Below are 25,072 nucleotides of genomic sequence, written 5' to 3'. Positions count from 1 at the left end.
GAAGAAAATGATACAGAAAACCATCAAAAATTTTACACAGAACCCTAAGAATGATATTCTTTCGGGATTAACCGTAGCATTAGCATTAGTCCCTGAAGCTGTTGCTTTTGCTTTTGTAGCAGGGATAGATCCATTAATCGGACTATACGGAGCCTTTATGATGGGTATTGTTACCGCACTTTTTGGAGGTCGTCCAGGAATGATTTCTGGTGCAACTGGCGCAACAGCAATCGTGATGGTCCATTTGATACAAAAAGGAAATGAAGTGGGGAGCACCTTAGCTGCTCCTATTGATAACTTAGGACTACAATGGCTTTTTATCACCCTTCTTATCATGGGCGGTATACAAATATTAGCAGGGGTATTCAAGCTAGGAAAATTTGTTCGATTAATACCACACCCTGTTATGATGGGGTTTGTTAATGGTTTGGCTATTGTAATCTTTTTATCGCAATTAGGCTTTTTTAAAGAAAGCTCATCGGGTGCTCCAACTTGGATGACTGGTATTGACTTATTTGTTATGTTAGGCCTTGTATTTTTAACAATGGCTATTATGTTTGGGCTTCCAAAACTTACAAAGAAAATACCTGCCGCCCTTACTGCTATTGTTGTAGTGGCTTGTGTTACCATTTTTGGAAATATAGACGCTAGTACTGTTGGATCATTTATACGTGATGGTGGTGGTACGGGGTTAGAAGGTGGACTACCTACTTTTCAAGCTCAAATATTCGGTGTTTTTGACACCTTACAAGGACATTGGGGACTTATTATTTCCACCGCTGTTATATTAGCTGCAGTAGGTCTTATCGAATCGCTAATGACGTTAAACCTCGTAGATGAAATGACCGAAACCCGTGGAAGTGGAAATCGGGAATGTGTGGCGCAAGGGGGTGCCAATATATTAAACGGCCTGTTCGGCGGAATGGGTGGATGTGCAATGATTGGCCAATCTATTATTAACGTTAACTCTGGTGGTAGAGGACGTTTATCAGGTACAGTAGCCGCAATAGCATTATTATGTTTCGTATTATTTGGTGCACCTTTAATAGAGCAAATTCCTATTGCTGCTTTAGTTGGCGTTATGTTTATGGTGGTTATCGGAACCTTTGCTTGGAGTAGCTTCCGTATTTTGAATAAAATCCCATTAAGTGATGCTATCGTTTTGATAGCCGTTTCAGCCATTACTGTTTGGCAAGACCTTGCTATTGCCGTAATAGCAGGTGTAATCATGAGCGCTTTAGTATTTGCATGGAAAAATGCCACTAAAATTAGAGCGCGGAAACGCTTTAAGGAAGACGGCACGAAAGTATATGAAATCTGGGGTCCTTTATTCTTTGGCTCCACAACAGCTTTCAATGCAAAATTTGATGTTAAAAACGACCCAGAGAAAATTGAAATCGATTTTATAGAGTCTAAAGTAAGTGATCATAGTGGTGTAGAAGCATTACGGAACCTTGCCAATAAGTATGTAGCACAAGGCAAACAAATTAAGTTTAAACACCTGAGCAGAGACTGTAAGGCTCTTTTAATCAAGCGAAATCCTGAGTTTGAAACTATTATTGAGGATAATGTTGATGATCCACGGTACTATGTGGTAACCGATGTGATGGATAGCGAAATATAAAAAACGGTTTACGAAATTCGCAACCCGTTTTTAACTGTTCTATTTGGCTCTAAAAGCGTCACGTCGTTTCCATCAACCGCTCCAATTATTAGGCATTCGCTCATAAAATTGGCTATTTGTTTCTTAGGAAAATTGACTACGGCAATTACCTGCTTGCCCTCTATATCATCTTTGGCGTATAAAGTAGTTACTTGTGCAGACGTTTTTAAAACACCTATTTCTTCACCAAAATCAATTTGAAGTTTATAAGATGGATTATGCGCTTCTGGAAAGTTCTCTACTTTAAGTACCGTTCCTACCCGCATGTCAACTTTTTCAAAGTCGCTCCACGATAATTTATTCTTCATGGGTAATATTGAGTTTTTTTACCATTTCTGGTGAAATATAGTCGCCTTTTGCGCTGTAATTATCAACTAATAACCCTTTTGTATTATCATGTGTCTCGATAACGTACAAAATTGAATTATCACCAGGATCTGTCATTCCTTCAAATCGATAAAACTTAACAACATCGAGTTCACCAGCCTTCCATTCTCTTTTAAGAGATTTAGACTTAATGCCTTCTTCAACTAAATTAAAGTCTTCAGAGTATCCTTTATCTTGTAAATCTTCAATTGCTACTGAAAGTGAGCTATACGAATTTTCCATGTTTTTTGCTTTTGTATAAAGTTACAGTCATTAAAAGACACTAGCAAAACTTTATAAAATGTTTAATAATTGTAACTTTAGTAAAAATAATCGCACTAATTTAGAAAAGAAAAAGTTATGTCTCTTACACCTTCTAACATGATGCCTCTGGGCACAAAAGCATCTGATTTTACACTATTGGACACCGTTACTATGAACCCTGTTACGTTACAACAAATTCAAGGTGAAAAAGGTACGGTGATTATGTTTATCTGTAACCACTGCCCTTTTGTTAAGCATGTAAATGAAGAAATTGTTCGGCTATCCAATGACTATCGTGTAACTGGTTTTGGATTTGTGGCTATAAGCAGTAATGATGTGGAGAACTATCCACAAGATTCGCCAAAAGAAATGTGGAAAACTGCTCGAAAACATAACTACCCTTTTCCCTATCTATATGATGAAACGCAGGAAGTTGCTAAAGCATATGATGCTGCCTGTACGCCAGATTTTTATGTATTTGATGATAATTTGAAACTCATTTACCGAGGACAGCTTGATAATTCGCGCCCCGGTAATGGCATTCCGGTAAATGGTCGCGATCTTCGAGAAGCACTAGATAATGTACTAAACAACAACCCACAACGAAAAGACCAAAAACCAAGTATGGGTTGTAATATTAAGTGGAAGAAATAGTATCTTTAAACTAAGTACTTATATATTATTACTAAAACAAACCTTTTATTATGAAGCATCTCTATTTCCTATTTATGTTCTTTGTATCTATTTCTGTTTTTTCGCAACATACCTTTTCTATAGTAGCCGTAGACCCAAATACAGGTGAAATTGGTAGTGCCGGAGCAACTTGTATCTCAGCTGAAGATGGCGCACTTGCCATTAGTGATATCGTTTTGGGAGTTGGAGCTATCCACACGCAATCTTTTTATTTACCAGCCAACCAAAATAATGCTCGTATTCGCATGGAAGCTGGGGATTCGCCTCAAGAAATTATTGATTGGCTTATTGCAAATGATGCGCAAGGAAACCCTTCACAGCGGCAATATGGAGTGGTAGATTTAAATAACAACAACCCAAGAAGTGCGGCTTTTACTGGCGAAGACTGTTTTGAAGAATTTCTTCACATTACGGGACCAAATTACTCCATACAAGGAAATATTCTAATTTCTGAAGAAGTGGTGACCGATATGGAGACCGCTTTTCTTGAAACCGAAGGAACATTGGCCGACAAACTTATGGCTGCCCTGCAGGGTGCAAAACGCCCGGGAGCAGATTCTAGATGTTTAGATTTTGGTATTAGTTCTGCTTCGGCTTTTTTACGAGTTGCAAATCCAAGTGATACCGATAGTAGCTACGGAAACCTTTCTTTAGATCTCAACGTTTGGATAACTTCCGAAGTTTTTGAACCTATTGATGCCTTACAAGATGCCTACGATGCCACATTAAGCACCAACAACCCTCAAAGTACAGAAAGTAACATAACTTTATTTCCAAACCCTGCAGATAAAACTGTAACCCTGCAAAGCACTGGAGCGATGATAACTTCTTATACTGTAGCTGATGTTAATGGTAAAATTGTTACACAAAGAGAAATTAAATCACCACAAAATGTATTGTATTTTGATGTGTTACAATACACTGATGGCATTTATTTTGTAGAAACTTTTGAAAACGGTACTTCTATTTCAGTTGAAAGATTAGTGGTTTCAAAAAAATAATTGAAATCAATTCAATAAAAAACGCTCCTAAAATAGAAGCGTTTTTTTATTATATATTGCTATAATATTTATTTTACATCCATCAATTCTACATCAAATACCAAGGTTGCGTTTGGTGGTATAACTCCTCCAGCTCCCTGTGCTCCATATGCTAAGTGCGATGGAATAACAAATCGGGCTTTGTCTCCAACTTGAAGTAATTGTATTCCTTCATCCCAACCTGCGATAACATTCCCCATTCCTAATGGAAAATCAATTGGATTTCCACGTTTATAAGAATTATCAAACTCGCCACCATCGGCAAACATACCTTTATAGTGTACGGCAACTGTTTTTCCTTTTTCAGCTTTTGCCCCATCTCCTTTTTGAATCATTTTATAACGAAGACCGCTGTCGGTTTTGTCAAAACCAGCTGCAATTTCTTCTACTAACGATTCTTGCTCTTGCTTCGCCTTTTCTTCACGGGCTGCTTCTGCCCCAGTAAACTGTCTAAAGGCTTCTACTGCATTCCAGTTTTCAGCTTCTTCTCCTACTCTAACAATTTCTACGTTTTGCATGGTATCGCCTTGTGCAATACTATCAACAACATCTTGCCCTTCTGCTACATACCCAAAAACGGTGTGTTTATTATCCAACCAAGGAGTTTCTACGTGTGTAATAAAAAACTGGCTTCCGTTAGTAGCTGGACCAGCATTGGCCATAGAAAATACACCTGGTTTATTATGTTTTAAATCTGGATGAAACTCATCGTCAAATTTATAACCAGGTCCGCCAGCTCCTGTACCAGAAGGGTCACCTCCTTGCACCATAAAATCTGGAATTACCCGATGAAACTTCAATCCGTCATAATACGGTTTTCCTTGTTCTTTTGCTTCGTTTTCCAATGTACCTTCAGCTAAAGCTACAAAGTTCCCTACCGTTCCCGGTGTTTTTTTATACGTTAGTTGACCTAAAATCTCTCCTTTTTCTGTGGTGATTTTAGCGTAAATACCGTCTTGCATGAGTCTGTTTTTAAATGAAGTGCAAAAGTAAAGAATAAATGCTTTTTATTTCTGCTATTGAAGAACTAAAATATTCTTAAAGTTTCAGTTTTACTCAATAATCCCAATCTCTTTTGAATGCTTTATTGCTAAGTGACTATCTTTAAAGTAAAGTGTTTTTACCGACAGTGTTTCTATATTTGATAATACTTCCTGCACTTTTTCTTTCTGTTTTTTTGAAGTTTGCCGAATATATACAGCACGAATATTTTCAGGAAAAATTTTACAGATACGTTCGTATAAATACGGGTCTTGTTGCGAATCGTCTCCTAATAAAACATAGGTCAAATTTGGATAAAATAAAATAATATCCTTTATTTTCTGAAACTTATGGTCGTGGTCTCCTCTCCCAGATTTCAAAAAATCGGTTAGTTTAGTTTTAATACTTTTCAATTTAATTACCGCTTTGGGCAATCTATGTAGTCTTGCAAATTCATCAATAAATGCATATAAATTCCATTCGCTACTCGACACATAAAAAAAGGAATTAGAAGCCTGTTTACTGTCTTGACCCGCAATACTAAGTGCTTGATAATGGTCTACAACATCTTCAAAAACTTTTCGCTTATTTACGTTTTTAGAAAGCATGACGTAGAGCTTCTTAAAAATGTTATTACTATGAGATATTAAAAAAGTATCATCAATATCGGAAATGATTCCAAACTTACTTTCAAAAGGTTTTAATACTTCGTTAGTTTCTACAATACCTATTTTACCTAGCGCACACGTAATTTTATAAGGATGCCAACCACTTTCTAATGGTTCAGAAAAAGGAATGGTAAACCTAAAAAAACCATCTTCCAAAGTTTTGGTTTTTACTGTAATACCATAAAACTGTAAAGTAATATCAATATTTTCAAGTGGTGAAATGGTAAACATATGCAATATGGAAAAAGCATGTTTCACCCCTTTTCTATCCACACTAAACTTATCCGGTGCCCAAGATTTAAAAACGTGCCCAGAAACTACTAATTCTTGCTCATTAAGGTAACCTCGATATAATTGTAAATCTAATTTCACGTATTGTAATTTTCTTAACCTTTACATATTTTCAAAATACTTATTTTTAAATGTAAACTAAAATTAATGAAAGCAATTAAGAATATTTTAGTAGTAGTAAACCCAATATCGGGTAACACATCTAAAGAAGATATTATAACAACTATTATAGAACGCTGTAATAATGATAGGTATCAATTAGCAATTTATGAGACTACAGGAGAGAATGATATTTCTAGTATAAAAGAAGAAATTATAGATCATAAAGTAGAGCGAATATTAGTTGTAGGAGGAGATGGTACTATAAAGATTGTTGCCGAAGCAGTTGAAGAATTTCAGGTTTCTGTTGGGATTATTCCTGCAGGATCTGCCAACGGACTAGCTGTGAACTTTAATATTCCACCTACTTTAAAAGAACAATTGGATATCGCTTTGGGAGACAACACCATTAAAGCCGATAAGCTTTTAGTAAATAACCACGTCTGCTTTCATATGGCTGACTTAGGAATTAACGCCGAATTGGTTAAAAATTATGAAGCGTCCAATATTCGAGGTAAACTGGGTTATATACTACAAACTGTGCCTACATTATTTTCTTCTGAATATCCATTTACTTTTAAAATTGAAGTAAATTCAAAAACCATTGAACAAACTGGAATCATGCTCTGTATTGCCAATGCCAATAAATTTGGAACTGGAGCCACAGTAAACCCAAATGGGAAAATAAATGATGGTGTGTTTGAACTCCTCGTTTTTAAGGAATTGAATATTTCTGAAATAATAAACACAATATATAATGAAACCGATTTAAACTCTGGATTTGCAAAGGAATTTACTGCAACGTCAGCAAAAATAAAAATGCATCATCCCGTCCCGCTTCAAATTGATGGAGAATTTATAGAAAGCACTAAAAAGGTGAAGGTAAAACTATGCGAAAAAAAATTAACTATAGCAGTTCCCAAAAGCTTTGTTTCGTGATTTACAGTTATTGACTATCTTTAGCTTCAGAAAATTGAAAAACTATGAGATATTTGCTTTCCCTATTATTGATAAGCTGCGCGATAACCCTTCAAGCCCAAAAAAAAGATAAAGACAAAAAAGAAGAAACCAAATGGGATGTTTCTAACCCTGGGAAAGATTTTAACTACAAACCTCATTCTTTTACAACCAACGAGGGAACTTGGATGAACCTCGATGTAAGCCCCGACGGGCAAACCATCGTTTTTGATATGTTGGGCGATATTTACACGATGCCTATCTCCGGCGGCAAAGCAACGCCTATTAGAACCGGAATCCCTTTTGAAGTACAACCAAGATTTAGCCCTGATGGAAAGAAAATTTCTTTTACTAGTGATGCTGGTGGAGGTGATAATATTTGGGTAATGAATGCCGATGGTAAAGATGCCAAACAGATTACAGATGAAGATTTTCGGTTGCTAAATAATGCCGTTTGGATGCCTGGTGGAGACTATTTAATCGCGAGAAAGCATTTTACTTCGGGAAGAAGTTTAGGAGCTGGTGAAATGTGGCAATACCATATTAATGGTGGAAAAGGACTACAATTAACAGAACGAAAAAACGATCAACAAGACGTTAATGAACCGTTTGTTTCACCTGATGGTAAGTATTTGTATTATTCTGAAGATATGTATCCAGGTGGAAATTTTCAGTATAATAAAGACCCAAATAGTCAAATTTATGTAATTAAACGCTACAATTTTGAAACAGGAAAAACCGAAACCATAACTGGAGGTCCAGGTGGAGCTGCTCGTCCAATAATTTCGCCTAACGGAAAAAAATTAGCATTTGTAAAACGGGTTCGTGAGAAAAGTGTACTGTTTTTACACGATTTAGAAACGGGTGAAGAATGGCCTGTTTATGATCAACTCAACAAAGACCAACAAGAAGCTTGGGCTATTTTTGGTGTGTACCCAAACTTTAGCTGGATGCCTAATAATACCGATCTAGTATTTTGGAGCGGTGGAAAAATCAATAAAATTGATACCGAAACACAACAAATAACAAACATTCCATTTACCGCAGAAGTAAAAATTGATATTGCAGACCGCGTTCATTTTAACAATAAAGTTGAAGAAGAGACATTCACCCCACAAGTAATTCGTCATGCTGTGACCTCTCCTAATGGAAAAATCGTTATCTTTAATGCTTTGGGTTCTCTCTACAAAAAAGAATTACCCAACGGCTCCCCACAAAGAATTACAAACGGCACCGATTTTGAGTTTGAACCAACATTCTCCCCAGATGGAAAGCATATTGTTTTCGTCACTTGGAACGATCTTGAAAAAGGTGCCATTTTTAAAGTATCCACTTCAGGGGGAACTCCTGTAAAACTTACCCAAGAAAAAGCAATTTTCCGAACACCTTCTTATTCTCAAAATGGTAAACACATTGTGTTCAGAAAAGAAAAAGGAAACACAGATCAAGGATTTACGTTTACCAAAAAACCGGGAATCTATACAATGGATACTTCTGGTAACAATGAAAAATTTGTGACCAAAGATGGTGAATATCCAATATTCAGTAAAGATGGAAATCGAATTTTCTTGCAAACAGGCGGTACTTACTTCGGAAATCTTACTAAAAAATTAATCAGCGTCAACTTAAACGGAAACGACAAAAAAGAGCATCTAAAATCTAAATACGCCAACAGATTAGTTCCTAGTCCAGATAATAAATGGATTGCTTTTACACATCTTCATAAAGCGTATGTTGCACCGTTGGTTTTAAATGGCCAAACTATAGACTTAGACAATAAATCAAAATCGGTTCCAGTTTCGCAAATTGCAAGGGATGCAGGTATAAATTTACATTGGTCGCCAGACAGTAAAAAAATAATGTGGACATTGGGTGATGAATATTTCAGCAATGAACTAAAAAATAGGTTCACATTCTTACCAGGTTCTTCTGAAGAAGTTCCTGAAATGACACTTGAAGGAACTAAAATTGGTCTTACAGCTCCAGTTGATACACCATCAGGAAAAATTGCTTTTACCAATGCCCGAATTATTACTATGGATGGCGACAAAGTTTTTAAAAACGGAACCATTGTAATTAATGAAAATAAAATTGAAGCAATCGGTGAAACTTCTAAAATCAAGGTTCCAAATGATGCAAAAGTGTATGATGTTGCAGGAAAAACCATTATGCCTGGTATGGTCGATGCGCACGCCCACGTAGGGGCTTTTAGGTATGGTTTAACCACGCAACAAAACTGGCAGTTAATGGCTAACTTAGCATTTGGGGTCACTACTTCGCATGATCCTTCAGCAAATACAGAAACGGTATTCAGTATTTCTGAATTATTAAAAGCTGGGAAATTAACAGGTCCAAGATTATATTCTACGGGTTTTATACTATATGGCGCCGACGGTGATTTTAAAGCTGTTATAAATAACTTAGAAGACGCAAAGAGTAGCATTCGACGCACAAAAGCTTTTGGGGCAAAGAGTGTAAAAAGCTATAACCAACCAAGAAGAGAACAACGCCAACAAGTATTGCAAGCCGCACGCGAGGAAGGTATTAATGTAGTTCCAGAGGGCGGATCTACTTTCTTCCATAATATTTCAATGGTAATAGATGGTCACACAGGTGTTGAACACAACATTCCTGTAGCGCCTATTTATAAAGATATTTTAGAAGTTTGGGGTAAAAGCGACGTTGGCTATACGCCTACCCTAATTGTAAATTACGGCGGATTGAATGGCGAGTACTATTATTACCAACGTGATAATGTTTGGGAAAATGAAAAACTGCTACAATTTACACCAAGAAGAATTGTTGATAGTCGTTCGCGCCATCGTACGATGGTTCCTGAAAAAGAATATGAAAATGGACATATTTTAGTTTCAGAAACCGCTAAAAAATTGAGTGATGCTGGTGTGAAAGTTAATATGGGAGCTCACGGACAATTACAAGGATTGGGAGCTCATTGGGAAACATGGATGCTTAAACAAGGTGGAATGACCAATCTAGAGGCACTAAAAACTGCCACGATTAATGCAGCTGAATATATTGGAGCCGGAAATGATGTAGGCTCTTTAGAAAAAGGAAAAATGGCAGATTTAATCGTGTTAACAGATAACCCATTAGACGATATTGAAAACACGCAAAGTATAGAAATGGTAATGGTTAATGGCCGATTATACGATGCTAACACTTTAAATGAAATTGGAAACCACGCAAAAGAGCGTTCACCTTTTTGGTGGGAACACAACAAATACAACCAAGCCTTTCCTTGGCATCAAGAAACAGAAGGTTTTATGAAAGGCGGCTGTGGCTGCCACGTTGGACACCAATAGAGAATGAATATTCGCGCCCATTGGCAATACTATAAAGATATATTCCCATTCATCTCGGGGTTCGGAATAGTATGCTGTATCGCTACCAATGTTCTTTGGGGTTTTGGACTTTTTTGTACCATAGGTTTGTTGTTTGGTTTTTTAGGTTTTCGAGTTTTTAAAAATGATGAATATTATTTTTACTACAACTTAGGAATGACCAAGTGGAACTTATTAAAGGTTAGTTTTTTCATAAATTTACTTATTGCAATCCCACTATTTTCAATTTTATTAACCTGCTTTTATCTATTCTTTGGCAACTTTACAAGTACATGATGTAACCAAAAGCTTCGGAAAAAACCAAGTTTTAAATGATGTTTCTTTTACAATAGAAACAGGAAATATTTTTGGAATTTTTGGAAAGAATGGAAGTGGAAAATCTACCTTATTAAAAATTCTCTTCGGAACGCTTTCCGCAGAAAGTTTACAGCTTGAAATAAATGGAACAAAAATTTCTTCTTCCGAAGTCATAAAAAAACAATTGATAACCTATTTACCGCAACACCCTTTTTTACCTAACAATCAAAGAGTACGTGATATTATCCCAATGTATTTTCAAGGGGAAAAAGAACAAGATGCCGTTTCTTACAATCCATTTGTTGCGAAGCTTACCCATAAAAAAGCAGGCATGCTCTCTCACGGAGAACGTAAGTTTTTTGAAACAATTTTAATTAGCCATTTGCCGCATCCGTTCCTTATGTTAGACGAACCATTTTCTATGCTGGAACCACTTCAAATAAAAGCATTAAGAGAGTTTTTAATGAAAATTTCAGAAACAAAAGGTATTATCATCACCGATCATTATTATAACGATGTGTTAGATATTACCTCTAAAAATATTGTTTTAAGGGACGGAAAAAGCCTGACAGTAAACTCCATTGACGATTTAAAGAAAAACGAATACCTTTCTAAAAACCAAACCAAATGAAAAAACTAATCTTATTATTTTCCATTTTAGCAATTTCAATCAGTTGTAAAAATGAAGCTGAAACCCAGACTGAGGAAAAAAGCAACCAAGATGATTCAGAAACTGAATACCTTTCTTTTACTGATAAAGACGACCAATTTACTGGCGGAATTAAAATGATCCCTATAGAAACACCAAAAGGAACGTTCAATGTTTGGACCAAGCAAACCGGTAATAATCCTACAATAAAAGTGTTGTTATTACACGGCGGACCTGGGATGACACACGAAATTTATGAATGTTTTGATGGTTACTTTCCGCAAGAAGGAGTTGAATATTATTATTACGATCAATTGGGGAGTTACTATAGCGATCAACCAGACGATAAAAGCCTCTGGAAAACCGAACGTTTTGTAGAAGAGGTGGAGCAAGTACGTAAGTCACTAGGCTTAAACAGTGATAATTTTTATTTATTTGGGCAATCGTGGGGCGGTATTTTAGCAATGGAATATGCTTTAAAATATCAAGAGAATTTAAAAGGATTAATCGTTTCGAATATGGTGCCTTCCATTCCTGATTATATGAAATATAATGAAAAGGTATTAGCACCACAACTTGATCCTACGGTTCTGAAAAAAATCATGCAATATGAAGCTGCCGAAGATTACAGCAATGAAGAATACCTCAACTTAATTATTGAAAATTACTACCCAAAACACGTAATCCGTATGCCGGTAGACCAATGGCCTAATTCGATACAAAGAGGGTTTCAGCACCTTAATCCAGACGTATACGTAACCATGCAAGGTCCGAGCGAATTTGGAGTTAAAGGCGATGCCACTTTAAAAAATTGGGATGTAAAAGATCGCCTGCACGAAATTACTGTTCCAACACTTTCCATTGGAGCCACTCATGATACGATGAATCCCGAAGAAATGAAATGGCTTGCAAATAATGTAGCAAACGGTAGGTTTCATCTGTGCCCTAACGGAAGTCATCTTTCGCAATATGATGATCAAGAAGTATTCTTTCAAGGATTGATTCAATTTATAAAAGATGTAGACTCTGGTAGTTTCAAAAAAGTATAAAAAAAAGACCCCAAAAATGGGGTCTTTTTATTGATTTTATTCTAAGCAATTATCCCTTAGGCATAAGTACTTTATCAATACTGTGAACAACACCATTAGATGCATCCATATTACCATTTACAACAGTTGCCGTGTTTCCTTTAGCATCTTTAACCATTATTTTACCATCTTTTGTAGATAGAACAATGTTTTCACCTTGTAAAGTGGTTACTCTGTATTTATTGTCATTATCTTTTATTGCTTTCATAAGAGCATCGCCCGTCCACTCACCAGAAACAACATGATATTTTAATAATCCTTGAAGTTGAGTTTTATTCTCATCCATCATTAAGTTATCCATATTTTTCTTTGGAACAGCTTCAAAAGCTTCATTGGTTGGAGCAAATACTGTGTATTCACCTTCTTCCATAAAAGTTTGTGCAAGCCCTGCTTTTTTAAGTGCAGAAACTAAAGTAGACATGTTTTGGTTATTCATAGCTTTTGAGGCAATTGTATTTTGCTCAAATTCTTTTTTAGCCATCATAGCCTCTTCTTCAGCCTTTTTTTGGGCTTCCATTTCCATTTTTTCAGCTTCAGCTTTTGCTTCAGCTTCTTTCTTTTTTCCGTCATTACAAGCAGTAAACAACATCGTTGCTACAGCAAGTGACATAATAATTGATTTAAATTTCATATCGTTGATTTTTGTTTTGTTTAAAACAAAGATAACGCTGAGTTTCATAAGGTTGTATTAAACCTCCTTAATTTTAAGTTAAATGTTAATCATGTCGTTACTTAAAGTAGAATTTACATACAGTTATTTAATTAAAATGACTTCATAAACTTCTAAAAGTTGTATATTTAAAACGCATTAATAAAAAAAATAAAAAAATGATTAAAGCTAAATATCAAAATGTTTTAGATTTAGGTGAAAAACTTAAAATCCAAAATGGTGATGTAAAAGAAGAAAACGGGAAACTAAAAATTTGGGGTACCGCAAATACCCAATATGACAAAGACCGTTTATGGGACGAAATTAAAAAATCTGGCGGTGAAAATCCACAAGATCTTGAAGCTGATATTAAAGTGGCAGACAAAAATGCTTACGCATATCATACAGTGGAAAAAGGAGAATCACTCAGTAAAATTTCAAAAAAATATTACGGTGACCCAATGAAATACAATAAAATTTTTGAAGCTAATAGAAATATATTAGACAACCCAGATGTTATACATCCTGGTCAAGAACTAGAAATACCTAACAAGTAAAACTCTCCTATATTAATTTAAAACCGGCTGTCTATTTTTATAGGCAGCTTTTTTTTGAATATAAAAGCAAATCTATTTCTGTAATTTTGAAGAATGGAACTAATCAATTCCCTCTCACCTTATTTACTTGTTGGTCTCTTTTTTTTAGGAGCAATCGCCTTTACACTTTCTACTATTAGTGGCGGTGGTGGCGCTTTAATGCAAATACCCATACTCAACTTTTTAATTGGTACTTCGCAAACGGCTCCTGTGATAAACTTGGGAACCTTTATAAGTCGCCCTACACGTATTATAATCTTCTGGAAACACATTGTCTGGAAGATTTTTTGGTTTTATGTTCCTTCAGCTATGATTGGTGCTGTTCTAGCTGCTTGGCTTTTTGCTGAAGTAAAGATTTATTGGGTACAAATTATCGTCGGACTGTTTCTGGTAAGTACCTTTTTTCAATATCGCTTTGGAAAAAAGGAGCGTTCATTTGAAGTAAAGCTCTGGTATTTTATCCCTTTGGGCTTCTTTATCTCCATCATAGGAACTTTAACCGGTGGCATGGGCCCAATCTTAAACCCATTTCTACTAAATGCTGGTATAGACAAGGAATCGCTCGTGGGCACCAAAGCCGCGCAATCTTTTTTTCTCGGAATAGCACAAATAGGTAGCTATGCCCTTTTCGGCTTATTAACCGATGAACTATGGGTTTATGGTATTGCTATGGGACTTGGAGCTATCGTAGGGAACCTAATTGGCAAATGGTTGTTACAACGTATGAGTAAACTCGCATTTAGAAAATGGGTAATTGCCATTATGGTGATTAGTGGACTCGCCTTGATTATAAAGGCTATTAGTGAGTTATTATAACCCACTAATATACCCGCCATATACATCTTTAAATTCCAGTCCATCACCTAAATTATGCTTACTCAATTTTTTATATTCTGAAAGCGCCCATAACACAAACTCTTTAAAAAACGGTTTATCCTTAGCTGAAATATCCGGAACATGCTTTTTCAGTAATTGCTCCAATGGCTCAATTTTATTAAGCTGACGTTTATATTCAGTATCTGATAGCGTATCCAACAATTCAAATCCACTTTCTTCAAAAAACCACGCGACCACATTGGCATACGGATCTACATCGCTTTCTTTTTGAAGTTTTTCAATCTTAGGAAAATAACCTTCAAACTGTCTTTTAACAGCACTGTTTATCAATTGCTCAGCTACTTCACTGGCACCTTCCTGTTCACCTTCGTATACCAATTCCACTTTACCTGTGATAGCTGGGATAATACCCATAAAATCACTTAATCGAACTGATGTTTTATCTTCTCCGTTTTGTAAAGCGCGTCTTTCGGCAGTACTCAGTAAATTTTCGAAAGCGGTAATGCTTAACCGAGCACTCACCCCACTTTTTGCGTCAATAAACTCACTTTCACGGGCTTCAAAGCTTATTTGCTCTACAATATCTTTGGCCAGTTCAGGCACGTATATTTTTTCTTTGGTTGCAGAGGCTTCCATCGTTTCCTGCTGAGTAATGGTTCGTGCGGTTTTAATATCATCAGGATAATGCGTTAATATTTGCGAACCGATTCTATCTTTCAATGGGGTTACAATGCTTCCCCGGTTGGTATAATCTTCTGGGTTTGCAGTAAATACAAACTGTACATCCAATGGCATTCGTAATTTAAAACCACGAATTTGTACATCACCTTCTTGTAAAATATTAAATAAGGCTACTTGTATACGTGGTTGTAGATCGGGCAATTCGTTTATTACAAAAATGCTTCGATTGGCGCGCGGAATCATCCCAAAATGAATCACGCGATCATCAGCATACGTCAATTTTAAATTGGCAGCTTTAATCGGGTCTACGTCACCAATAATATCGGCCACGGTAACATCGGGTGTTGCTAGTTTTTCTGAAAAGCGTTCGTCTCGGTGTAACCACTCAATAGGGGTTTTATCACCTTTATCATGTACTAATTCTTTTGCAAATCTAGAAATAGGGTGAAAAGGATCGTCATTAATTTCACTTCCCGCAACTACTGGAATGTATTCATCTAACAGCGAAACCATTTGTCGCGCCAATCGTGTTTTAGCTTGCCCTCGCAATCCAAGAAGATTGATGTTGTGTTTGGAAAGGATAGCGCGTTCTAATTCCGGTATAACAGTATAATCATAACCGTGAATTCCTTCAAAAACCGTTTCTTTTTTTAATAATTTCTGAAGTAAGTTTCTTCGTAATTCTTCTTTAATGGTTTTGTATTCAAATCCAGCTTTTTTTAAGTCGCCGAAGGTTTTTATATTTTCTATTTTCATATTTTCTTTTTTTTGCTCTTCAAGTTTAAGTTTCTACTCACTGCTACATTTTAAATTTCCACAACTTTAATTTTAACCTCTATATTCTATACTCTAATTTCTATATTCTTTTTTATTATTCTACCTAATCCGCTTTCTCCTATTCGTTTCATAATCGGTAAAAATCATTTCACCTAATCCTTTTAATCCAGTATAAAATGCTTTTCCTTGGTTGGCTGCCGTAAATTGATCTACAAATTGCATTAAATAAGGGTCTTCCGCAATCATAAAAGTAGTAATGGGAATGTGCAACTTACGCGCTTGTCTTGCCATCATATAGCATTTCTTTACAATGTTAGGGTCGAGTCCTGCGCTATTTTTATAATATGTCCCGTCGGGAAGTTGCATACAGCTTGGTTTTCCGTCGGTGATCATAAAAATCTGCTTATTGGTGTTTCGCTTTCTACGTAACATATCCATTGCCAATTGTAATCCAGCAACGGTATTCGTATGAAATGGACCTACATTTAAATAGGGTAAATCTTTAATTTTTATAGGCCAAGCATCGTTTCCGAAGACCAGAATATCCAATGTATCTTTTGGATAGCGGGTAGTTATCAGTTCAGAAAGAGCCATGGCTACTTTTTTGGCGGGCGTGATCCTATCTTCACCATACAGAATCATACTGTGGCTAATATCGATCATCAACACCGTACTCATTTGCGATTTGTGCATCGATTCTTCAACCACTAAATCATTTTCCGTAAGGTTAAACCCATCTATCCCGTGATTTATTTGAGCGTTTTTAAAGCTTTCGGTCATCGAAATACGCTCTAAAGAATCACCAAATTGGTAGTTTCTAAACTCACCAGCCTGTTCATCTCCCTGGCCTCTATATTTAGTTTTGTGATTCCCACCGGCGCTTTTTTTCAATTTGCCAAATATCTGTTCTAACGCCCGTTTCCGAAGCGAGCGTTCCAGTTTTTCAGTAATGGAATTTTTTCCTTCTCCCCTACCACCGCCTTTTCCATCAGGTTGAAATTCTTCACGGATGTATCCTTTCTTCTTCAGGTCTTCAATAAAATCGTCTATGGTGTATTCTGCAGTCGTCAGGTTATATTCTTTATCAAGCTGCCGCAACCAATCAATGGCTTCATCAAAATCACCTGATGTATGCGTAATTAATTCTTGAAAAATTTCGAAAAGTCGTTCAAAGGGAGATTGTTCCTTTGGGTCATGTTTGGTAAAAACAAATCCCGTAGGTCTATTTTTCTTCTTCATACCTTAAAGGTACCAATTTTAAGACAAAAAAATAAGGTGTATTAACAGCCTTTTAAGACTTGCTCTTTCACATTTTCTTAACTTTATAAGCTAATTTTTATTTCTGAAAAAATCAATCAATGAAAAAACTATTCCTTTTTACCTTTTTACTTCTTTCAATCTCATCTTTCTCACAACAAATTTCAATGGATATCCTAAAAGATATGAAACCTCGGAACATTGGTCCAGGTGGTATGTCTGGTCGGGTTACTGCCATTGATGTGGTGACCGACAATCCCGATGTGATGTATGTGGGAACAGCTTCTGGTGGCTTATGGAAAAGTAACAGTGGAGGGATAAAATGGCAACCCATTTTTGATAATCAACCTACAGCTTCTATTGGGGCGGTGGCTATTCAGCAATCAAATCCCTCTGTAATTTGGGTAGGAACCGGTGAAGGAAACCCTAGAAACAGTTTAAATGGCGGTTATGGAGTATATAAATCGCTCAATGGTGGAAAAACTTGGCAGTCCATGGGGTTGGAAAAAACCAGACATATTCACCGTATTGTTATTGACCCTACCGACCCAAATACAATTTATGTAGGAGCAATAGGTTCGCCTTGGGGTGAACATCCTGAACGCGGTGTTTTTAAAACTACCGATGGTGGAAAAACTTGGAATAAAATCCTTTTTGTTAACAACAAAACAGGCGTTGCCGATATGGTAATGGATCCTACCAATCCTAATAAATTGATGGTTGCTATGTGGGAGCATAAACGTGAACCGTGGTTTTTTACATCTGGCGGTGAAGGCAGTGGTTTATATGTAACCTACGATGGAGGTGAAACTTGGGAAGAACGTACTGATAAAGACGGCTTACCAAAAGGTGATTTGGGACGAATTGGTATTGCCATTGCACCTAATAAACCTGATATAGTCTATGCCCTAGTAGAATCTAAAAAAAATGCGCTCTACAAAAGTGAGGACGGAGGGTTTACCTGGAAAATGATTAATAACGATATGAGCGAAATAGGAAACCGTCCATTTTATTACGCTGAAATATATGTGGACCCTGAAAATGAAAACCGTGTTTTTTCAGTCTTTACCTATGTGAATGTTTCAGAAGACGGAGGAAAAAGTTTTGAAGAATTAATGCCAGCCTATGGAGCTGATAATGGGGTACATCCAGATCATCATGCGTGGTGGATTCACCCTGAAGACGGAAGTTTTATGTTGGATGGTAATGACGGCGGACTCAATATTACTCACGATGGCGGCGAAAGTTGGCGATTTATAGGAAATCTTCCTGTTGCCCAATTTTATCATATCGCTGTTGACAATGAATTTCCATATAATGTGTATGGTGGTATGCAAGATAACGGTAGTTGGAGAGGTCCTGCGTATGTTTGGAAATCTCAAGGAATTAGAAACAGCTACTGGCAGGAAATTAGTTTTGGGGATGGATTTGATGTGGTCCCAGACCCAGACGATAGTCAATATGGCTGGACAATGAGCCAGCAAGGATATGTAAGTCGGTATGATCATATCACCGGAAACAACTATACCGTAAAACCTACGCATCCAGATCCTGATATGCATTTGCGCTTTAATTGGAATTCCGCAATCAATATCGATCCTTTTGATTCAAAAACGCTGTACTTCGGAAGTCAGTTTGTGCACAAAAGCACCGATAAAGGGCTTACTTGGGAAGTACTTTCACCAGACCTAACAACCAACGACCCTGAAAAACAAAAACAAGGGGAAAGTGGCGGACTTACACTTGATGCTACTGGGGCCGAAAACCATACTACCATCTTAGTGATTGAACCTTCCCCTGTTGAGCAAAACATGCTTTGGGTAGGAACTGATGACGGGCGTGTTCATTATACTCAAAATGGAGGTCAAAATTGGACAGATGTATCAAACAACATTCCCGACTTACCTAAAGGAAGTTGGATTGTACAAATAAAAGCTTCCAATAAAAATAAAGGCGAGGCATTATTAGTAGCTAACGATTATAGACGTTTTAATTATACACCGTATGCTTATAGAACAACTAACTACGGAAAAACTTGGAACCGAATCGTTGACAAAGACGATGTTATAAGTTATACGTTAAGCATTGTAGAAGATCCCAAAGAAAAGAACTTATTGTTTTTAGGAACTGATGATGGTTTGTATGTTTCAATAGACGCTGGAAAAAACTGGCAAAAATGGACGCACGGTTTTCCTACAGTTTCAGTGAAGGATTTAGTTATTCAACCGAGGGAACACGATTTAGTTATAGGAACCTTTGGAAGAGCGGCTTGGGTATTAGATGATATTCGTCCGTTACGCGAGATTGCTCGTAACAAATCAGTCTTAGATCAAAATAGTAAGCTATTTGAAGCCCCAACTGCTTACCAAGCTTCGTATCAACAACCCACCGGTAGCCGTTTTGGAGCAGATGCACTGTTCAATGGAGAAAATAGAAGTAGCGGAGCCTTATTCAAGTATTACTTTAAAAAAGATGATACTGAAACTACCGAGAAAGATGAAAATAAAGAAGATTCCGAAGAAGAAGAAGAAGAAGAAGAGGAAGAGGAAACAGACGAAATAGCTTCCGAAGAAAAAATGGATGGAAAACACAAAGACAGCTTGTATTTAAGAATTTACGATGGTTCTCGTTTAATTAGAACCTTAAAACAGAAAAAACCAGACAGTACAGGTATTTACACGTGGCGATGGCGAATGAATGAAGCTGGAGTTGACCGCCCTTCTCGTTCTATTAGAGATAGAAAAAACGAACCCAGTGGTACTTCGGTAAAGCCTGGAACTTATAGAGCAGAGCTTTCTTATAACGATGAAACCTCAACCAGTTCAATAACCGTAAAAAGTGATCCTAGGCTTACTATTTCAGAAAAAGCAATAAATGAAAGCTATGCTGCTTCAAAAGAATTGGAAAAAATGACCCAAACCGCTGCCGATGCTGTAAAACAGTTGGTGGAGAGTAAAAATGCTTCGGAAGATTTTAGAAAAAAATTAAAAGAAAACGCCTCAGAAGATAAAAAATACAAAGACGAAATTAAAGCCAGTAAAGAGATTGTGAAGAAAATAGACTCAGTCATTGCTATCTATCTAGGCAAAGAAGACGATAGGCAAGGTATTGTGCGCAGTACAGAGCCTAATGTAATGCAACGCATCGGGCAAGCAAGATGGTATAGCGGCAGTCGACCTAACGGAATGACTGCTACAGAACAACGGTTAATGCAGCACGCCAAAAATGCATTAGCCGAAGCGCTAAAAGCCACCAACAATTTCTTTGTAACCGAATGGCCAGAATATAAGTCTAATATGGAAAATATAGACTTGTCCCCATTTAAAGAAACAAAAACCTTCGAAACCAATTAAACAACCAATATGATGAAAAAACTCTTAGTAATCAGTCTCGGTTTGCTTCTGTTCTATTCCTGTAAGGAGGAGAAAAAAGAAGAAACCGCACAAATGGAAGAAATCAAGCAGTATTCCATTGAACAGTTTATGGACAATGAAAATGCCTATGCCAATGGGTATTCGCCAGACAAGTCCAAGGTATTAATGACCAGCAACCGTTCGGGCATTTACAATATGTACACGGTACCAGCCAATGGCGGTGAGATGACACAACTAACAAAGTCTGATAGTGCTTCGGTATATGGGATTTCATATTTCCCTGAAGACGATCGTATTTTATTCCGTATGGACGGAAATGGGGATGAAATTTTTAAATTATATGTGAAAGATAGCACCGGCACCAAAGCCTTGACACCTACCGAAAAAGTTCGTGCATTGTTCCGTGGTTGGGCAAAAGATGGAAAAAGCTTTTTCTACGGAAGTAATGAACGCGATTCAAAATACATGGATCATTATGAAATGGATATAGAAACCTTTACACCTAAAATAATCTATAAAAATGAAGACGGCATGGATTTTGGCGGGATGAGCGAAGACCGAAAACACATCGCCCTAGGCAAATCAATCAATACCAATGATAGTGATTTGTATATTCTGAATACCGAAACAGGCAAAAGAACAAAAATCAATGATTCGTTAAGCGGTAATTCACCTCAAGATTTTTCCCCAGACGGGACGTCTCTTTATTACACCACCGATGCCGATGGTGAGTATAGCACACTTATGAAATATAACATAGCTGAAGGCACTTCGGAAAAAGTTGCTGAACGTGATTGGGACATTACTGGTTTTTATTTTACCCATAACGGCACCTATCAACTTCTATTTACCAACGAGGATGCTGAAACCAAAATGGAAGTGAAAGAAGTAGCTAGTGGAGATGTAATAGACTTTCCAGAAATCGAGGGACAGAGTATCAACAGTGCTAGTTTTTCCAGAGACGAAACTATAGCCTTACTTAGAGCTGGAGGATCACATACGCCAACAAATTCATATTCCTATAATTTAGAAACTAAAGAATTAAACCAACTTACCGATGTGCTAAACGATGAAATAGACGGAGATGATTTAGTCTCTGCTGAAGTGATTCGTTTTAAATCGTTTGATGGATTGGAAATCCCTGCAATCTATTATCAACCCAAGCAAGCTACCGCAGAAAATAAAGTGCCGGCATTAGTTTGGGTACACGGTGGACCAGGCGGACAATCACGACAAGGTTTTAATTCCACCATTCAATATTTGGTAAATCACGGCTATGCTGTTTTAGCGGTTAACAACCGCGGAAGTAGTGGTTATGGTAAGTCTTTCTACAAAATGGACGATCAAAACCATGGGGATAAAGATTTAAAAGATTGCATCGCTGGTAAAGATTGGCTAGCCGAACAAGACGTGATTGATGGAAATAAAATTGGAATCATAGGTGGTTCATATGGAGGATATATGACGATGGCTGCTTTGACTTACGCCCCAGAAGAATTTGACGTAGGCGTGAATATTTTTGGTGTAACTAACTGGTTACGAACGCTAAAAAGTATACCACCATGGTGGGAATCGTTTAAAGAAGCACTTTATACTGAAATGGGCGACCCAAATACAGCCGACTCTGTAAGGTTAAGAGAGATTTCACCTTTATTTCATACTGATAAAGTGACAAAACCCCTTATGGTATTACAAGGAGCGCAAGACCCTCGTGTATTACAAGTGGAGAGTGACGAGATTGTTGCCGGCGTTAAAAAGAATGGTGTACCTGTAGAGTACGTACTTTTTGAAGATGAGGGCCACGGTTTTGTGAAAAAAGAAAACCAAATTGAGGCTTATGGAAAAATTAAAGACTTCCTAGATAAATACCTTAAAGGCGAAGGCCAACAAGGAATGGATACGGGAATGTAGTTAAAAGCCTTCAATTTCTAAACAATAAATAGTATACTGGTGGTGCAATTCTAAAAAGGGTTTTGCCACCAGTATTATTTTAATAAAATTCAACAAAAAAAGATTAGCAATGCTTAAAAGATTTATTTCAATTTCAATTATTTTTTTATCAATTACTTCTGCAATAGCTCAAAACGCTCCAGAAGACGAGTTAGGAATTTGGTATATTTTAGCTACCAATAGTAAAGTTTCAGAAAAATTAAGTATTCAAGCACAGACTCAATTTAGATTTTATGAGTTTGCAAGTGAGTTGCAACAATTTAAAATAAGAACAGGTGCAAAATACCGTATTATGGAAGGTCTTTCTGTAGGGGTTGGATATGCTTATTTCAGAAATGATTTCTCATATTTATCTGAAACTCCACCTTCCTTTGATGAGCATAGAATTGTTGAAGATGTTTATCTAGATCACAATATAGGTAACGTTAACGTTGATCATCGGGCAAGATTTGAAAATAGATTTATTGTTCGGGATCAGGATACGGAAACTAGACATTGGTTTAGATATATGGTTAAATTAAGCTATCCCTTTCTCGATAGATGGAATGCAGATGTATATAATGAAATTTGGTTAAACGTAGGCGACGAACCTACTTTTGCCCAGAACTGGTTAGGGTTTGGTGTAGGATACAAGTTTAGTGATCTTATTAAATCAAGAGTGGGTTACCAAAAAATACATCTGGACGGACCAGATTTTGATAGAATTTTGATAGGAATCACGTTTACACCCGACTTTACTAAACAAACTAGTACACCATGAATGTAGAAAAAGTAACTTTTCAGAATAAAGAAGGCCAAGAATTAGTAGGCCGCTTAGAACTTCCCGCAAATCAGCACCCGCATAATTTTGCGCTTTTTGCCCATTGTTTTACGTGTACTAAAAATTTATCTGCCGTTCGGAATATTAGTCGGTCACTTACTGCCAAAGGTTTTGGTGTACTCCGATTCGATTTTACTGGTTTAGGGGAAAGCGAAGGTGATTTTGAGGACACCAACTTTTCAGGTAATGTGCAAGATTTAGTTGCTGCAACTGACTATCTTTCAGAAAACTATCAAGCTCCTTCCCTACTTGTAGGGCATTCTTTAGGCGGTGCGGCCGTTATTTTTGCAGCAGCGGAGCTGGATTCCGTACAAGCAGTAGCTACTATTGCGGCACCTAGCAATCCCGTTCATGTAAAACACCTGTTGAAAAGCAATGTGGAAACGATTGAAAAAGAAGGCGTAGCCGAGGTTGAGTTAAGCGGACGTACCTTTACCATTAAAAAGCAGTTTTTAGACGATCTTGAAACCAAGTCGTTACCAGAAACTGCTAAAAAAATGCGTAAAGCATTGTTGGTACTGCACTCGCCTCAAGATGAATTGGTTGGTATTAATAATGCCGAAGAAATTTATAAGGCTGCACATCACCCAAAAAGTTTCATTTCATTAGATGGTGCCGATCATTTATTAACTAAAAAAGAAGATTCTGAATATGTGGGAAGTGTAATCGCCGGATGGGTTTCGCGGTATGTACAAGTTCCTTCAGAAGAAAAAATTAAGTCAAAACACGATGTAGTGGCTAGTTTAGATAATGATGAAGGATTTACCACCCGAATGAAAATTGGAGATCATTATAGTTTTGCCGATGAACCGGAAAGTTTTGGCGGTAATAACTTTGGCCCTTCCCCTTACGAGTTGGTTTCAGCTGGGCTTTCTGCTTGTACGGCTATGACCATACAAATGTACGCCAAACGTAAAAAGTGGGATGTGCAAAATGTAGAAGTGCATACCAATTATGATAAACAACACGCTGTGGATTGTGAGGACTGTGAAAAAGATAGCGCCAAAATTGATACGTTTACCCGTGAAATCAAGTTTGAAGGTGAGTTGGATGAAAAACAAACAAAACGCCTGCTGCAAATAGCCGATAAATGTCCAGTACATAAAACCCTGCACAGCGAAACACAAATAATTACCACTTTAAAATAACGATGAGTTTAAAAAGTTCTAAGCGGTTTGAAGTAACAGTGGAAGACACTCACGCTATTTATCTTCCTGAAGAAATAGTTTCGCCCTTTCTAAAAGAAAAAAACACTCGCGTAAAGGTCAAGGCTTTTTTTGAAAGTAATGAAATTGAATTTCATGCTGCCTTACGGAAACGATTGGGTCGCTATGTAATAACTTTTGGAAAAAGATATCAGAAAGAATTAGGCATTTTCCCTTCCGATTATTTTCAAATGCAATTGTATGAAGACACTACTAAATATGGTGTCGTTATGCCGAAAGAAATGGAGGCGGTATTTGAAAGCGATCCAGAAGCTTCAGAGACCTTCGAAAATTTTTCCGATGGAAAAAAACGCTCCCTAATTTATTATGTAAAACGTTTTAAAATGCCACAAACCCGAATTAACAAGGCATTGCTTATTTCAGAAAACATAAAAATGGGCATTATAGATCAACGAGAGTTGGTTAAAAAACATTATTAAGACTTCTTTTAATGCAGAAACCCAAATGCTAAGATTTTTTTAAAATGTTGGTTATGGTTGTCTTTCCC

At 36.9% G+C, this 25,072-nt stretch carries 21 protein-coding genes; 14 read left to right on the top strand and 7 right to left on the bottom strand.

What is annotated here, in order from left to right:
- Positions 1-7: 7 nt before the first annotated feature.
- Complete coding sequence (locus tag DZ858_RS09010; RefSeq protein ID WP_117159222.1) at positions 8-1,624, top strand: SulP family inorganic anion transporter; 1,617 nt, start codon at positions 8-10, stop codon at positions 1,622-1,624.
- Between the two features lie 8 nt (positions 1,625-1,632).
- Here the strand turns inward: DZ858_RS09010 and DZ858_RS09005 are convergent, their stop codons facing one another.
- Positions 1,633-1,971 (bottom strand): tRNA-binding protein, encoded by a 339-nt coding sequence (locus DZ858_RS09005; protein WP_117159221.1) that lies wholly within the window; start codon positions 1,969-1,971, stop codon positions 1,633-1,635.
- Entirely contained in the window at positions 1,961-2,272 is a 312-nt protein-coding gene (locus DZ858_RS09000; protein WP_117159220.1) for a phosphoribosylpyrophosphate synthetase, read from the bottom strand. Before DZ858_RS09000 ends, DZ858_RS09005 begins: the two co-directional genes overlap by 11 nt.
- Before the next feature lie 117 nt (positions 2,273-2,389).
- On the opposite strand from DZ858_RS09000, the gene DZ858_RS08995 reads away from it, so the two are divergent.
- The gene (locus DZ858_RS08995) at positions 2,390-2,947 is read left to right on the top strand and encodes a thioredoxin family protein (RefSeq protein ID WP_117159219.1); all 558 of its coding nucleotides are present in this window, start codon (positions 2,390-2,392) and stop codon (positions 2,945-2,947) included.
- A gap of 50 nt (positions 2,948-2,997) precedes the next feature.
- On the top strand, positions 2,998-3,987 hold the full coding sequence (locus tag DZ858_RS08990; protein WP_117159218.1) for a DUF1028 domain-containing protein: 990 nt from the start codon (positions 2,998-3,000) through the stop codon (positions 3,985-3,987).
- Positions 3,988-4,055: 68 nt separating this feature from the next.
- Here the strand turns inward: DZ858_RS08990 and DZ858_RS08985 are convergent, their stop codons facing one another.
- Together DZ858_RS08985 and DZ858_RS08980 are read right to left on the bottom strand one after the other, a co-directional pair.
- Positions 4,056-4,988 carry a peptidylprolyl isomerase gene (locus DZ858_RS08985; protein WP_117159217.1) on the bottom strand — a complete coding sequence of 311 codons (933 nt, stop codon included), beginning with the start codon at positions 4,986-4,988 and terminating at the stop codon, positions 4,056-4,058.
- 90 nt (positions 4,989-5,078) lie between these two features.
- Positions 5,079-6,047, bottom strand: coding sequence for an App1 family protein (locus tag DZ858_RS08980; RefSeq protein WP_117159216.1), 969 nt, complete (start codon positions 6,045-6,047; stop codon positions 5,079-5,081).
- A gap of 66 nt (positions 6,048-6,113) precedes the next feature.
- Here DZ858_RS08980 and DZ858_RS08975 point away from each other — a divergent pair, with 66 nt between their 5' ends.
- The 4 genes from DZ858_RS08975 to DZ858_RS08960 all read left to right on the top strand — a co-directional run bounded on the left by DZ858_RS08975 (position 6,114) and on the right by DZ858_RS08960 (position 12,379).
- Positions 6,114-7,004 carry a diacylglycerol/lipid kinase family protein gene (locus tag DZ858_RS08975; protein WP_117159215.1) on the top strand — a complete coding sequence of 297 codons (891 nt, stop codon included), beginning with the start codon at positions 6,114-6,116 and terminating at the stop codon, positions 7,002-7,004.
- Between the two features lie 44 nt (positions 7,005-7,048).
- Positions 7,049-10,345 carry an amidohydrolase family protein gene (locus DZ858_RS08970; RefSeq protein WP_117159214.1) on the top strand — a complete coding sequence of 1,099 codons (3,297 nt, stop codon included), beginning with the start codon at positions 7,049-7,051 and terminating at the stop codon, positions 10,343-10,345.
- A gap of 292 nt (positions 10,346-10,637) precedes the next feature.
- A complete protein-coding gene (locus DZ858_RS08965) occupies positions 10,638-11,312 on the top strand; it encodes an ATP-binding cassette domain-containing protein (protein WP_117159213.1) in 675 nt (224 codons plus the stop codon).
- Entirely contained in the window at positions 11,309-12,379 is a 1,071-nt protein-coding gene (locus tag DZ858_RS08960; protein WP_117159212.1) for a proline iminopeptidase-family hydrolase, read from the top strand. The genes DZ858_RS08965 and DZ858_RS08960 overlap by 4 nt, the downstream gene beginning before the upstream one ends.
- A 49-nt stretch (positions 12,380-12,428) precedes the next feature.
- Here the strand turns inward: DZ858_RS08960 and DZ858_RS08955 are convergent, their stop codons facing one another.
- Positions 12,429-13,049: a fasciclin domain-containing protein gene (locus tag DZ858_RS08955; RefSeq protein WP_239990750.1), complete on the bottom strand. Its 621-nt coding sequence runs from the start codon at positions 13,047-13,049 to the stop codon at positions 12,429-12,431.
- A 197-nt stretch (positions 13,050-13,246) separates the two neighbouring features.
- Between DZ858_RS08955 and DZ858_RS08950 the strand changes: the two genes are divergently transcribed.
- Both DZ858_RS08950 and DZ858_RS08945 read left to right on the top strand, forming a co-directional pair.
- Positions 13,247-13,624 (top strand): LysM peptidoglycan-binding domain-containing protein, encoded by a 378-nt coding sequence (locus tag DZ858_RS08950; protein WP_117159211.1) that lies wholly within the window; start codon positions 13,247-13,249, stop codon positions 13,622-13,624.
- A gap of 93 nt (positions 13,625-13,717) precedes the next feature.
- A complete protein-coding gene (locus DZ858_RS08945) occupies positions 13,718-14,479 on the top strand; it encodes a sulfite exporter TauE/SafE family protein (RefSeq protein WP_117159210.1) in 762 nt (253 codons plus the stop codon).
- Here the strand turns inward: DZ858_RS08945 and DZ858_RS08940 are convergent.
- Both DZ858_RS08940 and DZ858_RS08935 read right to left on the bottom strand, forming a co-directional pair.
- Positions 14,474-15,937, bottom strand: a complete 1,464-nt coding sequence (locus DZ858_RS08940; protein WP_117159209.1) for a sigma 54-interacting transcriptional regulator — start codon at positions 15,935-15,937, stop codon at positions 14,474-14,476. The two genes, DZ858_RS08945 and DZ858_RS08940, sit on opposite strands and share 6 nt — an antisense overlap.
- A 120-nt stretch (positions 15,938-16,057) precedes the next feature.
- Complete coding sequence (locus tag DZ858_RS08935) at positions 16,058-17,197, bottom strand: vWA domain-containing protein (protein WP_117159208.1); 1,140 nt, start codon at positions 17,195-17,197, stop codon at positions 16,058-16,060.
- Between the two features lie 119 nt (positions 17,198-17,316).
- Between DZ858_RS08935 and DZ858_RS08930 the strand changes: the two genes are divergently transcribed.
- The 5 genes from DZ858_RS08930 to DZ858_RS08910 all read left to right on the top strand — a co-directional run bounded on the left by DZ858_RS08930 (position 17,317) and on the right by DZ858_RS08910 (position 25,004).
- A complete protein-coding gene (locus DZ858_RS08930; protein WP_117159207.1) occupies positions 17,317-20,568 on the top strand; it encodes a WD40/YVTN/BNR-like repeat-containing protein in 3,252 nt (1,083 codons plus the stop codon).
- Positions 20,569-20,577: 9 nt separating this feature from the next.
- Positions 20,578-22,500 (top strand): S9 family peptidase, encoded by a 1,923-nt coding sequence (locus DZ858_RS08925; RefSeq protein WP_117159206.1) that lies wholly within the window; start codon positions 20,578-20,580, stop codon positions 22,498-22,500.
- 109 nt (positions 22,501-22,609) lie between these two features.
- Positions 22,610-23,299 carry a DUF2490 domain-containing protein gene (locus tag DZ858_RS08920; RefSeq protein ID WP_117159205.1) on the top strand — a complete coding sequence of 230 codons (690 nt, stop codon included), beginning with the start codon at positions 22,610-22,612 and terminating at the stop codon, positions 23,297-23,299.
- Complete coding sequence (locus DZ858_RS08915; protein WP_117159204.1) at positions 23,296-24,507, top strand: bifunctional alpha/beta hydrolase/OsmC family protein; 1,212 nt, start codon at positions 23,296-23,298, stop codon at positions 24,505-24,507. The genes DZ858_RS08920 and DZ858_RS08915 overlap by 4 nt, the downstream gene beginning before the upstream one ends.
- Positions 24,508-24,509: 2 nt before the next feature.
- Positions 24,510-25,004, top strand: coding sequence for a YdeI/OmpD-associated family protein (locus tag DZ858_RS08910; RefSeq protein WP_117159203.1), 495 nt, complete (start codon positions 24,510-24,512; stop codon positions 25,002-25,004).
- Positions 25,005-25,072 lie beyond the last annotated feature (68 nt).

It is taken from the genome of Marixanthomonas ophiurae, from assembly GCF_003413745.1.
Taxonomy (GTDB): Bacteria; Bacteroidota; Bacteroidia; order Flavobacteriales; family Flavobacteriaceae; genus Marixanthomonas; species Marixanthomonas ophiurae.
This window is presented reverse-complemented; position numbering and strand designations above follow the sequence as displayed.

Excerpts from the sequence above, each read along its gene's own strand:
- DZ858_RS08910 (WP_117159203.1), top strand. The coding sequence starts at position 24,510 with ATGAGTTTAAAAAGTTCTAAGCGGTTTGAAGTAACAGTGGAAGACACT.
- DZ858_RS08975 (WP_117159215.1), top strand. The coding sequence starts at position 6,114 with ATGAAAGCAATTAAGAATATTTTAGTAGTAGTAAACCCAATATCGGGT.
- DZ858_RS08945 (WP_117159210.1), top strand. The coding sequence starts at position 13,718 with ATGGAACTAATCAATTCCCTCTCACCTTATTTACTTGTTGGTCTCTTT.
- DZ858_RS08995 (WP_117159219.1), top strand. The coding sequence starts at position 2,390 with ATGTCTCTTACACCTTCTAACATGATGCCTCTGGGCACAAAAGCATCT.
- DZ858_RS08930 (WP_117159207.1), top strand. The coding sequence starts at position 17,317 with ATGAAAAAACTATTCCTTTTTACCTTTTTACTTCTTTCAATCTCATCT.
- DZ858_RS08985 (WP_117159217.1), bottom strand. The coding sequence starts at position 4,988 with ATGCAAGACGGTATTTACGCTAAAATCACCACAGAAAAAGGAGAGATT.
- DZ858_RS09005 (WP_117159221.1), bottom strand. The coding sequence starts at position 1,971 with ATGAAGAATAAATTATCGTGGAGCGACTTTGAAAAAGTTGACATGCGG.
- DZ858_RS08925 (WP_117159206.1), top strand. The coding sequence starts at position 20,578 with ATGATGAAAAAACTCTTAGTAATCAGTCTCGGTTTGCTTCTGTTCTAT.
- DZ858_RS09000 (WP_117159220.1), bottom strand. The coding sequence starts at position 2,272 with ATGGAAAATTCGTATAGCTCACTTTCAGTAGCAATTGAAGATTTACAA.
- DZ858_RS08970 (WP_117159214.1), top strand. The coding sequence starts at position 7,049 with ATGAGATATTTGCTTTCCCTATTATTGATAAGCTGCGCGATAACCCTT.
- DZ858_RS08935 (WP_117159208.1), bottom strand. The coding sequence starts at position 17,197 with ATGAAGAAGAAAAATAGACCTACGGGATTTGTTTTTACCAAACATGAC.
- DZ858_RS08960 (WP_117159212.1), top strand. The coding sequence starts at position 11,309 with ATGAAAAAACTAATCTTATTATTTTCCATTTTAGCAATTTCAATCAGT.
- DZ858_RS08990 (WP_117159218.1), top strand. The coding sequence starts at position 2,998 with ATGAAGCATCTCTATTTCCTATTTATGTTCTTTGTATCTATTTCTGTT.
- DZ858_RS08950 (WP_117159211.1), top strand. The coding sequence starts at position 13,247 with ATGATTAAAGCTAAATATCAAAATGTTTTAGATTTAGGTGAAAAACTT.
- DZ858_RS08920 (WP_117159205.1), top strand. The coding sequence starts at position 22,610 with ATGCTTAAAAGATTTATTTCAATTTCAATTATTTTTTTATCAATTACT.
- DZ858_RS08955 (WP_239990750.1), bottom strand. The coding sequence starts at position 13,049 with ATGAAATTTAAATCAATTATTATGTCACTTGCTGTAGCAACGATGTTG.
- DZ858_RS09010 (WP_117159222.1), top strand. The coding sequence starts at position 8 with ATGATACAGAAAACCATCAAAAATTTTACACAGAACCCTAAGAATGAT.
- DZ858_RS08915 (WP_117159204.1), top strand. The coding sequence starts at position 23,296 with ATGAATGTAGAAAAAGTAACTTTTCAGAATAAAGAAGGCCAAGAATTA.
- DZ858_RS08940 (WP_117159209.1), bottom strand. The coding sequence starts at position 15,937 with ATGAAAATAGAAAATATAAAAACCTTCGGCGACTTAAAAAAAGCTGGA.